This window comes from Rothia sp. ZJ932, assembly GCF_016924835.1.
Classification (GTDB): Bacteria; Actinomycetota; Actinomycetes; order Actinomycetales; family Micrococcaceae; genus Rothia.
This window is the reverse complement of the sequence record NZ_CP070480.1, coordinates 474,213-486,530: the sequence shown is the minus strand read 5'-3', so window position 1 is coordinate 486,530 and position 12,318 is coordinate 474,213. Positions and strand designations below refer to the sequence as shown.

At 56.5% G+C, this 12,318-nt stretch carries 13 protein-coding genes; 3 read left to right on the top strand and 10 right to left on the bottom strand.

The annotated features are described in order from the left end of the window. Window positions 1-41: 41 nt before the first annotated feature. The 7 genes from JR346_RS02235 to JR346_RS02205 form a co-directional block, all read right to left on the bottom strand. Window positions 42-407 carry an Rv3654c family TadE-like protein gene (locus JR346_RS02235; RefSeq protein WP_205482865.1) on the bottom strand — a complete coding sequence of 122 codons (366 nt, stop codon included), beginning with the start codon at window positions 405-407 and terminating at the stop codon, window positions 42-44. Then, window positions 397-705 carry a hypothetical protein gene (locus tag JR346_RS02230; protein ID WP_205482864.1) on the bottom strand — a complete coding sequence of 103 codons (309 nt, stop codon included), beginning with the start codon at window positions 703-705 and terminating at the stop codon, window positions 397-399. The genes JR346_RS02235 and JR346_RS02230 overlap by 11 nt, the downstream gene beginning before the upstream one ends. Window positions 706-740: 35 nt before the next feature. Then, the gene (locus tag JR346_RS02225) at window positions 741-1,169 is read right to left on the bottom strand and encodes a TadE family type IV pilus minor pilin (protein WP_240333985.1); all 429 of its coding nucleotides are present in this window, start codon (window positions 1,167-1,169) and stop codon (window positions 741-743) included. 107 nt (window positions 1,170-1,276) lie between these two features. Beyond that, a complete protein-coding gene (locus tag JR346_RS02220; RefSeq protein WP_240333984.1) occupies window positions 1,277-1,525 on the bottom strand; it encodes a DUF4244 domain-containing protein in 249 nt (82 codons plus the stop codon). 269 nt (window positions 1,526-1,794) lie between these two features. Then, window positions 1,795-2,346: a type II secretion system F family protein gene (locus JR346_RS02215; RefSeq protein WP_205482862.1), complete on the bottom strand. Its 552-nt coding sequence runs from the start codon at window positions 2,344-2,346 to the stop codon at window positions 1,795-1,797. A gap of 13 nt (window positions 2,347-2,359) precedes the next feature. Continuing rightward, window positions 2,360-3,070, bottom strand: a complete 711-nt coding sequence (locus tag JR346_RS02210) for a hypothetical protein (protein WP_205482855.1) — start codon at window positions 3,068-3,070, stop codon at window positions 2,360-2,362. Then, window positions 3,064-4,488, bottom strand: a complete 1,425-nt coding sequence (locus JR346_RS02205; protein WP_205482853.1) for a CpaF family protein — start codon at window positions 4,486-4,488, stop codon at window positions 3,064-3,066. The genes JR346_RS02210 and JR346_RS02205 overlap by 7 nt, the downstream gene beginning before the upstream one ends. A 153-nt stretch (window positions 4,489-4,641) precedes the next feature. Between JR346_RS02205 and JR346_RS02200 the strand changes: the two genes are divergently transcribed. Then, complete coding sequence (locus JR346_RS02200; protein WP_205482845.1) at window positions 4,642-6,414, top strand: bifunctional 3'-5' exonuclease/DNA polymerase; 1,773 nt, start codon at window positions 4,642-4,644, stop codon at window positions 6,412-6,414. Window positions 6,415-6,449: 35 nt separating this feature from the next. Here the strand turns inward: JR346_RS02200 and JR346_RS02195 are convergent, their stop codons facing one another. Beyond that, complete coding sequence (locus tag JR346_RS02195; RefSeq protein ID WP_240333983.1) at window positions 6,450-7,268, bottom strand: CoA pyrophosphatase; 819 nt, start codon at window positions 7,266-7,268, stop codon at window positions 6,450-6,452. Further along, entirely contained in the window at window positions 7,258-8,184 is a 927-nt protein-coding gene (gene nth / locus JR346_RS02190) for an endonuclease III (RefSeq protein ID WP_204877951.1), read from the bottom strand. Before nth ends, JR346_RS02195 begins: the two co-directional genes overlap by 11 nt. A gap of 156 nt (window positions 8,185-8,340) precedes the next feature. Here nth and acs point away from each other — a divergent pair, with 156 nt between their 5' ends. Both acs and aroQ read left to right on the top strand, forming a co-directional pair. Further along, the gene (acs, locus tag JR346_RS02185) at window positions 8,341-10,284 is read left to right on the top strand and encodes an acetate--CoA ligase (protein WP_204877952.1); all 1,944 of its coding nucleotides are present in this window, start codon (window positions 8,341-8,343) and stop codon (window positions 10,282-10,284) included. 173 nt (window positions 10,285-10,457) lie between these two features. Further along, window positions 10,458-10,895, top strand: a complete 438-nt coding sequence (gene aroQ, locus JR346_RS02180) for a type II 3-dehydroquinate dehydratase (protein WP_204877953.1) — start codon at window positions 10,458-10,460, stop codon at window positions 10,893-10,895. A 37-nt stretch (window positions 10,896-10,932) separates the two neighbouring features. Here the strand turns inward: aroQ and JR346_RS02175 are convergent, their stop codons facing one another. Next, window positions 10,933-12,120: a MarP family serine protease gene (locus JR346_RS02175; protein WP_205482843.1), complete on the bottom strand. Its 1,188-nt coding sequence runs from the start codon at window positions 12,118-12,120 to the stop codon at window positions 10,933-10,935. Window positions 12,121-12,318 lie beyond the last annotated feature (198 nt).

Sequence of the window (12,318 nt, the reverse complement as noted above, 5' to 3'; positions counted from 1 at the left end):
TCTGCACTTGGCTTCTGAATTCTGTTGCACAAAGCCGTCTGCTATTTCTTACCGGGTGGTGGACCGGATCGGGCGATGCCTGCCGCCGGACCCACCCAAGCATAGGCACCGGGTATATCAACCGTTACGCGCACATCTACTGTGCCCGCGTGTCCACCCGGTTGAGCGCAGCCCACCAGAGTCGCCCGATTGGCGGCAGCGATACTGGCAGCAACGGTGCAGGGCTCCCCGGTAGTGAGACCGCGGGCGGTATCTGCTGCGGCGAGAGCAGCCAAATCTGCTGCGGCAAGAGCTCGCTGGTTGGCGCTGGCAACAGTGATTAGCCCTCCGATAACTACTAAAAACACCATCATGAGCGCAATCATCGCAATGGAGGTTACTGTGCCGCTACCTCTCTCACCGCTCATCGACTGCTCCTCTTGCCCCAGGGTTATCTGTGGGCAGTTGTGCGGGGTCTTCGTCACTTGCTTCAAAGAACTGGGCTTCGGCGAATCTCAAAAACTCGTTGGTGCAGTTGACCTGCCGGTGTAGTTCTTGCAACTGCCTGAGCTGATCTTGACTAGCGGTTGGGAGGGCGGACGCGGTCAGCGGCATTAGGGTATCCGGCTGGTTCTCGGTGAGTTGCTGGTGCAGGTATTCGTAGTGAGCGATGATGCGCAGAGCACTGAGATAGTAGGGGTTGTCACAGGGTGTCCATCTACTCATGGGTTTATACGCTTTCTTTGGTGGTTCACTGTTATCTAAGGTTTTGAGGTGGAGTATTCAAGAGATGCTGAGGCTTCAGCCCTCTGCTGGAGGTCGCCGAACTGCCCGATAATGCCGGGGGCGGTGGCACTTACGCGTACGATGGTGATGTTTTCGTGGCTGACGGTTTCAACGGTGAAGTCTTCATCGATACCCTGCACCATACGAGTGATGGTTTCAGGGTTCTCACCGCGGGCTGCTGCGCGAGCCCCTATGCGGGCGGCTTCCTCAAGGGCAATATGTTGGGCACCCACGGCGCATGCACCCAGAATTAAAGCCAGGATCACTACCACCGCCGGCAGCATGACCGCGAACTCTGCGGTGGTAGAACCACGCGCGTCCTCACTTCGCTGCACAGTTTTTCCTGTGGGTTCAACTGCTTGGCACCGGTCACAGGTGATAGTCGCTGCACGCGGGGTCTGCACGGTGCTTTCCTTTCTGCTCGCGATGTTTTTACATCTGCTCTGATGCTCACCGTGCGGTGGCTACCCGTACCTTGTGTGCAGCCACCGCACGACTTTGTGGCAGGGTCTTATGCCCCGGTATTCAAAGCGTTGCGGACAATTCCCATCAACAGTTCATTGACCTCGGGAGACTTCAAGATCGCCACCAGCAAACCGGCAAAACCTACAGCGGCTAACATCACAATCCCATATTCTGCGGTGGTTGCCCCTGCCTCCGGGTCATGAACAATATCGCCTTCAATCACCGGGGAGTGCTGCATGCTTGGTTCGAGGGAACGCTCGGCGGTAGTAATTTCAGTGTTCTGGAAGATTCCCACGTAGAATCACTCCTTCTTTCTTTGGTTCGTGTTATCAACAGTGAGTGAAAGCTCTTGGCTTCCAGCAGCGATTGGTTATCGCTTGGTTCTAGCCTGACCCGCTTCACAGCGAAAAAGAAGAAAAACCCAAAATCTGTGGATAACTCCCCTCCGCACCACTTTAAACGCCGTGATAATCGTGCCTGTGGAAAACACTTTGCCGGTATCCACAGGACGCACCTTGCTAACTTTTCAAAAGCATCGGCAGTTTTAGCGGTAACAGTGGACTCTCAGAAACTTGCCGGTATGAGCGTGACTAATACCGGCAGAACGCCCAAACAGATGAAGGCAGGAAGGGAACACAGCCCTAAAGGAACCACTAATTTGACGCCCAGTTTCGCTGCTGCCTGTTCGGCGTGGCGGAACTCGCTACGGCGAGCGCGGGCTGCCGCTGCTCTCAAAATTGTTGCGCTGGGTGCGCCCGCTGCGCTTACTGCGTTTAAAGAGTCACGTAGTTTTATCAGCTCCGGTGGTAGATGGTCTGCCCCCTGCCATGCCTGATTCCAGGTCAGCCCCGCGCTAAGGCGTTGGGCAACCGGTGCCATCGTGTTCTCTAGGGCAGGGTCAAGTTCGGTGAGATATGTCAGGGATGCGGGCAGTGAAATACCTGCTTCCTGTATGGTTGCGAGCAGTTCCAGCAGCAGGGCGGCGTCGCAAAAAAAGGACTGTTGGTCAGCAGTATCGGTGGGTTCATCGGTTGGTCTTTTGCGCCGTTCTCGTATTTTCAGTGATAGGGCAGCTAACAGACACAGTAGGCACAGAGTAATGAGTGCAAGATTCATGGCGGGGGTTCCTTTAGAGTTCTAGGCGCTCGGCGCGGGTGACGAGTTTTTGCGTCCACCGCCTGCCGTAGAGTGCAAGCCCGCAGCCTATACCACCCAGTACGAATCCAGGTAGCGAGCCCATTAAAAATCCCAGGGGGTTGGTGCCCATGAGCATTCCCAGCCCCAAGCCCAGCAACGGTAGCCACGAGAGAATAGAGCCCGTTGTTTTAGGGCCTGAGAGAGCCGAGACGCGGGCTTCGAAGGCATCGGTATCGTTTTCACAGTGGGCGGCGAGGTTTTCACACAGTACCTGCAAGGGAGCGCCAGTGCGGGCGCTCATGTGCCAGCACGCAAGAATTTGTTGGGCGCGCAGGCGTGAGTGTGCCCGCTGAAACGGCAGGGTGTTAGTGAGCCCCAGCAGGCTGTAACCAACACTCATCCGTGTCAGAGCAGCTCGCAAGAAAAGCTCCTGATCAGCACGGGCGTACACTACAGACAGGGGTGCATCTAGTGTCTTTTTGTTAGTGTGCGCGGGTGCCTCTCGATACTCAGCATCAGTATCATTCAACAGGTGTTTACACACCGTGGGCAGGGTACAGCCGGTAGCAACCAGTGAGCTCATCACCCACAGCAGTTCAGACCACACCTCCATCTCGTCGGCATCTGCCTCAGCCGACAGCCGAAACTTTGCCCAGTGGTACCGCAGGTAAGAACCCCAACGCTCAAGAAGGTGGGTTAGCATGCTGACACCTCATGTTTGCCCAGGTGTTTGTTCACCGCGTTCCGATCTGATGCGGTGAGCACAGGTTCATCGGTTACTGCACGGTAAAGATCGGCTCCTGCCGGGTACCAGGTCAGAGTGTTTTTATCGTCCACCGTGCAACACGGTTCTGTCACCAGTTGCCCCTGCTTCAGGGTTATAGCGGCAATCTCAGTGATACGCCGAGCGCCGCCGCGTTTCTCACAGTGAATGACGACATCGAGCGCGGTAGCTGCTTGGAGGGAGGTCGCCTCACTACTGAGTCCAGCAAGGGAACCCATGGCAAGCACACGTGCAGGAACTGACGCCGCCGAGTTAGCGTGAAGGGTGGAGCCTGAGCCCGCGTGCCCGGTGTTCATCGCCATCAAAAGATCGGCGATTTCAGCGCCTCGGCACTCTCCGAGAATAAGCCTGTCTGGCCCCATACGCAGCGCCTGCTGAATGAGCTCTTGCAAGCCTACCGCGCCGCGTCCTTCAGCGTTGGCATCCTTGGTAACGAGTCTGACGACGTGCTGGTGATGTGGCTGAAGCTCCGGTGAGTCCTCAAGGGTGACAAGGCGCTCGTGGGCGCCGCTGAGACTCAGCATGGCGTTAAGCAGGGTGGTTTTGCCGCTGCCTGTACCGCCACTGATGAGAAAGTTGGCACGCATTTCTACGAGGTGCCGAAGAACCTGCCCTACAGCAGGCGGGGCATCTACCAGTAGTGTTTCGAGGGTGGGTCGGGTTGCCGGTTGTAGACGAATAGAGAGCACTGTTGAGTCTGGGGCGAGGGGTGGAAGCACCGCGTGGATGCGTTGCCCGCGGTCATTGTAAACGTCGTTAGCTGCTACCGCATCATCCAATCGCGCGCCAGCAGAGGTAATTAGCCGGGTAGCTAGAGTCCGTAGCTGAGTCTCAGAGTCAAAGCGCACGGCAGTTTTTTGTTTGCCGTTTCTACCGTCGATCCACACGTCGCTGGGTGAATTGACGTAAATGTCGGTGATTCCGGGTATATCAAGCAGGGGTTCTAGCAGTCCCAGCCCACTGATTTCGGCTTTAACCCGGTCGAGAATTGCAGGAACGGGGTGCTCAGGCGGGTGGTCGGTTAGGTAATCGCGGGCAGCAGCAAGTGTAAGCGGACAATTGCTTGCCAGTATTCCCTCAATGACAGCCAGCGCTTGTGCCTCAAGGTCGGGGTCGGGTGCCTTTGCGAGAACCTGTTCTTTCGGTACGGGTTCTGAGAATTTTGGTGGGTATTTAGTGGCAAGTTCGGCAAAGGTGTGGGGTATAAGGGGTGACCCCGTGTGCTCGGTAAAAGATCCCCAGCTGTGTGGGGGCACCTCGTCCGTAGGTTGTGGGGAAGGTGGCTTCGGAGCGGCGTCCGTGGGGTACGTTGGCTGGGTGGTTGGTAAGCGGTTCATGCCCATATTTGACGCTACGATCCGGGCCGGTGACAAGTAATAGGTGGTGAACCTGTGGATAAGTGAGGTGACACGCCCGAGTTTCTGAGCGTGTGTCCACAGTGGGCGATGTTGGGGTTCTGTGCATTCGTCATAAACCGCCATAATAAAACTATGTATATTGTGATTGGTGCCCCTGACACCGCAGATCAGAGCGCTGCCACCGTGATGTGGGAGGCTATCACGTATACGCCCGATGGCAGCGGTACGCGGCGGATTTTTTCCTCCGAGCAGCTACCCGATTTTATACGACTGGTCACCTCAAGCAACCGCTCGCAAACAGTGCGATGGGCGTGGGCTGATACCACTGAGATTTACCCGCTTTTACTCACCGCAGGAGTGAGTGTGGCACGCTGCCACGACCTTCTCTTGGTGCAGCGCATTCTTGAAACAGCTGCCACGCGCCCGCAGAATCAGGTCGACTTCTCACCCACCCACAATCTTGAGCCGCGCCCGCAGGCACCTTCTGGGCATCTTCCGCCGGTTGCCCAGATGCTAGGGCAGGATTCCCTGTTCGACACAGCACCGGATAAGTCCCCGGACGCGCGTCCCAGCGCTACGCTGTTAGCAGCCGAATTACACGCCCAGCTCACCGCGATAGAAGCAGCGCCCCATGCAGGGCGGCTAAAGCTCTTAGCCGCAGCTGAATCCCAGGGAGCACTTATTGCTGCGGAGATAAAGTTCTTTGGCATGCCCTGGAACCGGCAGATTCACGAGCAACTTCTCACACACACCCTGGGCAATCGCCCCGGTGCCTACGAGCGTCCTTACGAGATGGAAAAGTGCGCGGCGCTCATTGCCCAGCGTCTGGCGGCACCTCAGGTGAATCCTGATTCGCCGGCGAGTTTGCTCAAAGCAATGCACAATGCCGGTATTCGGGTGGAGTCTACCCGCAAATGGCAGTTGGTGGCGTGGGTTGATGTGGCAACAGGCCAAGAAGAACGCTACCGTCGGCAAGAGTTGATTGAGCCAATTCTGCGCTACAAGAAGCTGCACCGGCTGTTCACTGCTAACGGTTGGGCGTGGCTGGATGCGTGGGTGCATGATAACCGTTTCTATCCGTCCTATGAGGTGGGCGGGGTGGTGACCGGCAGGTGGGGTGCTCACGGGGGCGGTGCGATGCAGATTCCTAAGGACGTGCGCCAGGCAGTACAGGCTGAAGCGGGAATGACTCTCCTTGTTGCCGATGCTGCTCAGGTTGAGCCCCGTATTTTGGCGGCAATGAGTGGAGATCAAGCGCTGGCGGTGGCAGCGCGCGGGCGCGATTTGTACGCGGGTATTGCTGAGATTGGTGAGCGTACAGGTTCGCCGTTAGATAGCCGTGACGCGGCAAAGATCGTCATGTTGGGCGCCATGTACGGTGCAACTTCGGGAGATTCAGGAAGGTTGCTGCCGCACTTTCGTAAGCTTTTTCCGCGGGCGATGGAATTTACCGAGGCTGCTGCCTCTGTGGGTGAGCACGGTGGGCAGGTGACTACCTTTTTGGGGCGCACCTCGCCTGCTCCATCCAGCACGTGGTTTGCTACCCAGCGTGATACGTCAACGGCGGAGTCTGAACGGCAGGCACAGTCTTTGGCGAAGTCGCAGGGGCGATTTACCCGCAATTTCGTAGTGCAGGGGACGGCTGCGGAATGGGCTTTGTGCTGGATGGGGCAAATGCGTAAGCGCTTGCGCGAAGAGAAACTTTTTGGACATGCCCTTTCAACACGCCTGGTGTATTTCTTGCACGATGAAGTCATGCTCTACGGCCCGCAGCGTGAGGCGAAGGTCTGCGAGCGCATTGTCAGGGAGTCAGCCGAGGACGCGGCAAAGCTGCTCTTCGGGCAGATACCGGTGGATTTTCCGGTCACGGTGGTAGCGACCGATAACTACGCGAAGGCAAAGTAGCGTCGAGCGGGCACGTGTGGGTCATGTTCAGCTCATCAATGACGCACACGTGCCCTCTCGCGGTTCTTGATCGGGGCGGGTTCACTGCGCTGCTGGTCCCAAGGCACCGACCAGCCCAGAGCGTCCAGCACCCTGTCAAGGATCACCCCGGTGAACCCCCAAATTCTAAACGTCTCGCCGTCTTGGGCAACATCAAATGCCGGTGATCGGTGCGTTCGCCCTTGATATGAGATTGTTGCGTACAGGCGATTAGCCGGGTTCACCAAATCAGCAACAGGCACGCGCAACACCAACGATGACTCCTGATGATCAACCACATCAACCGGGCTGGGCTTACACCACCATCCAATGATGGGGCTGACCTGAAAGTTAGAGACAGGCAGCGGTACGTCCTGAATTGCGCCCAAAACCTCAACACCCTCCGGGTCTAACCCTGTCTCTTCAACAGCCTCACGCACCGCCGCAATGTGAGAAACGGGGACGCCATCGCGTTCAGCACGCTCGTAATCCTCAGGGTCAATCTTGCCACCGGGAAAAGCCGGTTGCCCCGCATGAGACCTCATAGAGGAAGCCCTCACCAGCACCAAGACATCCAGATACTCCGCTACGTTCCCCGCCACCCAAGTACGCGCCGGTTCAGCATCTAAAGCACCAAACAAAATCAGTACAGCAGCGCGTCTGCTCACAGCACTATCGACCTCACCCACTTTCCAGCGCTCGCAGTCTGAGAAGTCAGTGACGTCGTGCTGAACCAGGCGCAACAAATCAGCACGCGCCTGCCCCAGCGCGGCACCCTTGGGGTCGGAGGCTGGGTTCTGAGAAACACGATCCGAGTCTTTGGGGTTAAGATCCAAGAGAATACCCTTCTGCTTGTAGTTGCCGGCGGCTATAGCCTTTAAGAAACTTCAGATGCAGGCCTTCTCTTCCCGGTGCCATTTCATATTTCATCAGCTTTCGCGCTTTTATTTCATCGGTCTCGCCTTCACCGTAGGAAGGGCACAAATCGGCAACGGGGCACACACCGCATGCCGGTTTCTGGGCATGGCAGATACGTCTGCCGTGATAAACCAGCCGGTGGGAAAGCTGCGTCCAGTCTTTTTTCTCAAAGAGTGCAGCAACCTCGCGTTCCACTTTTACTGGGTCTTTTTCTATGGTCATGCCCATGCGGCGTGCCAAGCGTCCGAAGTGGGTATCGACCGTTAGTCCCGGTTGATTAAAGGCGTTTCCCAGCACCACAAAGGCTGTTTTGCGCCCCACACCGGCGAGTTTAACCAGTTGCTTCAAGGTAGCCGGAACCTGCCCGTCGCATTCCGTTACAAGCTGCTGGGCGAGCGCTATGATGGAGCGGGTTTTCGCCCGGTAGAACCCCAGAGATTTTATGATGTCTTCAAGGTCTTCTGCGCGGGCGGACGCGAGGGCAGCGGCATCAGGGTAGGCGGTAAAGAGGGTGGGGGTCACCGAGTTGACGCGCACATCGGTGGTTTGGGCTGAAAGCACGGTGGCAACCAACAGCTGAAAGGGGTTCTCGAAGTCTAGTTCGGCAACGGCGTAGGGGTAGGTTTGCCCCAAAATGGTGTTGATTTTCCGTACTCTGCGTTTGCGCCCGATCTCGGTTTCGGGCGAGCGCTGTCTGCGTTTGCGTGCGGCTTCAGCAGTGAAAGCTGGTACGGTGCGAATTTCTATAAGAGCGTGTTCTTGCGGGGTCAAAGAGGGGGTTGACGCCACTGAAGTGGTCGGTGTTGCGCTCGTGGTGGTTGTTGTTTTACCCATAGCTTCAAGCCTACTCGGTGCGTTGAGTGGGGGTGTGCGTCCCAAAAAAATTTCAACACACCGCGCGCATAATATGACACACACCACTATATTAGTTTATGGTTTACTCAACGCATTTTTCGTGACACCCATCATAGACGTTGCTCACTTATTACCATGAAAGGTTTCATTATGCCTGAGACTCCCACCTTTGCCCCCAGCGAAGAATTCGCTGCACAGGCGAACGCTACTGCCGATCTTTATACCCATGCCGAAGAAAAAGGCACCGAGTTCTGGGCGGAGCAGGCACGCGAGCTGCTGACCTGGTCAAAGCCCTTTACTGAAACCCTCGACTGGTCTAACCCTCCCTTTGCCAAGTGGTTCAAGGACGGCGAACTCAACGCCTGCTACAACGCTGTAGACCGCCACGTTGAGAACGGTTTGGGTGACCGCGTCGCTATTCACTTTGAGGGCGAACCCGGTGATACCAAAACCTACACCTACGCCCAGCTCAAGGACGAGGTATCCCGCGCAGCTAACGCTTTTGAGGCGCTCGGCGTCACCAAGGGCGACCGCGTCGCCGTATACCTGCCCATGATTGCTGAAGCTGTCATCACCATGCTGGCGTGTGCCCGTATTGGTGCGGTTCACTCCGTTATTTTTGGCGGCTTTTCAGCGGACGCGGTGCGTTCACGTGTTGAGGACGGCGAGGCGAAGCTGGTCGTTACCGCAGACGGCTCTTTCCGCCGTGGCAAGCCCTCCATGCTCAAGCCTGCCGTTGACAAGGCACTCTCAGGCAAAACCACCGTTGAAAACGTAGTGGTCGTCAAGCGCAACGGCGAAGACATTGACTGGGTTGAGGGTCGTGACATCTGGTGGCATGAGGCTCTCGATGCTGCCTCCACCGAGCACACCCCCAGCGCCCAGAACGCAGAAGACCCCCTCTTCATTCTCTACACCTCAGGCACCACCGGTAAGCCCAAGGGTATTTTGCACACCACCGGTGGTTACCTCACCCAGGGCGCCTACACTCACAAGAACATCTTTGACCTCAAGCCGGAAACCGATGTGTACTGGTGTACCGCAGACGTTGGGTGGGTCACCGGCCACTCCTATGTTGCTTACGCACCGCTGGTCAATGGCGCTACCCAGGTGATCTACGAGGGTACCCCCGATTCACCGCACCGCGGTCGTTTCTGGGAAATCGTGCAGAAGTACGGCGTTACCATTCTCTACACCTCCCCCACCGCTATTCGCACCATGATGAAGTGGGGCGAGGACATCCCCGGCGAGTACGACCTCTCATCACTGCGCGTGCTGGGCACCGTGGGCGAGGCTATCAACCCCGAGGCGTGGACGTGGTTCCACCGCGTCATTGGCGGCAACAAGTGCCCCATCGTTGATACCTGGTGGCAGACCGAAACCGGCGCAATCATGATTTCTCAATTGCCCGGTGTCACCGTTGCTAAGCCCGGTTCAGCACAGCAGCCGGTACCCGGTATCAAGGTCGATGTGGTAGATGATTTGGGTGACACCCTGGGCAATGAGCAGTCAGGCTTCTTGGTTGTCCGTGAACCTTGGCCTTCTATGGTTCGTACCATCTGGGGCGACGACGAACGCTTTGTTGACACCTACTGGTCACGCTTTGAGTCCATGTACTTTGCAGGTGACGGCGCTAAGCGCGATGCCGATGGCGATGTGTGGGTACTCGGACGCGTCGATGACGTCATGAACGTCTCGGGTCACCGACTCTCCACCCCCGAAATTGAATCTGCTCTGATTACCCACCCCAAGGTGGCAGAAGCAGCGGTCGTGGGTGCGCCCGACGAGACTACCGGTCAGGCAGTCATCGCCTTCGTCATTCTTTCCGATGAAGCAGTGGCAGCAGGCTACGACGAGGCAGCCCTCTCCGAAGAAATCCGTGCTCACGTAGGTGTTGAAATCTCACCGATTGCTAAGCCCAAGAAGGTTCTGATTGTGCCCGAGCTGCCCAAGACCCGCTCCGGCAAGATTATGCGCCGTCTGCTCAAGGACGTTGCAGAAAACCGCCCCGTCGGCGACGTCACCACTCTGGCAGATTCCACTGTCATGGACGTCATCGTCGAAAAGTACAAGGGCTAAAAGCTACGTGCGCGAAGACGCATCTAGACTTCATCTGCACCGCTGATAGAACGGTTGACGGGAGTTTGTGGTGAGCTCACCGCACCGACAAGGGGCACGATGAATAACAAAAGGTACCCGGTATCGGCACTAGATACCGGGTACCGCTTTCTTAATATGAAAAACTAAAGGTTATGGCACCCACACTTTTTGTTCTCAACGGCCCCAACCTCAACCTTTTAGGCACCCGCAATCCTGAGGTGTACGGCATCACCACCCTGGCAGATATCGAACAGCAGGTTACCCAGCGCTGCACCGAGCACGGCTTCGATGTTGAATTCTTCCAGTCCAATCACGAGGGCGCCCTGGTTGATGAGATTCAGCGTGCCCGCACCAGGGCTGTTGCTATTATCATCAACCCGGCAGCCTACACCCACACCTCTGTTGCCCTGCATGATGCTCTAGAAGCGGCCGAGCTGCCCGTTGTTGAGGTACACCTGAGTAACATTCACAAGCGCGAGTCATTCCGCCACCACTCTTATATTTCACCGCAAGCAACTGCTGTGATTGCCGGAGCTGGTGCCTATGGTTACACCCTGGCGGTGGACTTTCTCGCCCAGCACCTCGCCTAGACCCAAATTTCTTGGGGGGGGGGGGAGCTCTTGCCTTTTAGCGCACCTGGCACTGACCGGTAGCTACCGGCTGTGTGTAATTTTCCAAGCCCACCAGCGCATCCTGCAAAACAGAAGCAGGAATAGCATAACCGCTGGTTTTACCCTCTGTTGATGTGGCGAAGATCTGCGCGATTACCTCACCTTTCTCATTGAAGACCGGTCCGCCCGAGCTACCCTGTTCCACCTCAGCTGCTAGCTGATAAACCAAACGTGATTCGCTGGTTTCACCGGTTTTAGCTTCAACGGTACGACTGTAGCCCAAGCCCTGTACGGTTGCCGGACGCGAGTCGAAGGGACCTCCGCCGGGGTACCCCATGAAGGATGCGGGTGTGCCTGAAGGCGCATCACCGCCCAAAGGGAGCGCATCGAGTGGCAGTTCATCAGTGAGCCGTATAAAAGCGACATCGTTAGTTTTGTCGTAGTAAACCACCTCGCCGCGGTAAGTAAACCCACCCCGATCTTGGACGAGCGGTTCGGTCACGCCCGCTACAACGTGGGCATTGGTCGCTACGGTGTTGTCAGCGATGACGAACCCCGACCCCTCTGAGGTGTATCCGCAATGGATTGCAGCTCCTAATACCTGCACCACAGACTGGCTGGCTTCTTCAAGGCTGGCGTTTTCTAACGGTTCGGTGGGCGGGGGCGTCTGCGGGTACATTAGTGATGTAATTTCAGGAATCGAAGCGTTCGCCATGATGTCCGTGCGTACTTCACTGATTTTCTCTTGGACAGCACGGGGTACGTTGCGTTCAAGAGCCACCGCTATTTGTGACTGCCCCAGCGCAGTGGTGATTGCCGGAACGCCCAAGGGTTTGAGTGCAAGGATTATAATGAGCAGCACCAGCGCACCCACCACTAGATTCAACACGCCACCGAGCAGACGTTCGAGGGAACGAAGCGGCGTTTTATCGCTGAGGTCTCGCAGGGAGCGCCCCAACAAAAAACCGAGCCATTGACCAACCACCAAGCAAAGAATAATGGTGATGATACCGGCAATAATGTGCCATGCATCAGGCACCTGTTGCACTACCCAGCCGGTGACTGACATTGCCGCAAAGGCGCCAAGAATAAAGCCAGCAAGGTTGCCTAAAGAGATGAAGAAACCTCGCCTAATGCCCGCCAAGAAGTAGAGCAAAAAGATCACGGCTATGGTCGCGTCCAGCCAGGTAAACTCTTGTAACATTAGACTCCTTGCCGGGGGCACCCTATGATGCCCTCTCAGTTCACCCGATAGTAGTGCAGCAAGCGGGGAAAACGCTCACAGCAACCTAAAATTTTAGTCTAGCTCACGGCTGATTTAAGGATAGGGTGATGTAACTATCTCGTTTTTGCGGTAATCTCGATAGTAATTGAAAAAGTCACACTCACCAGAGTGGCTTGA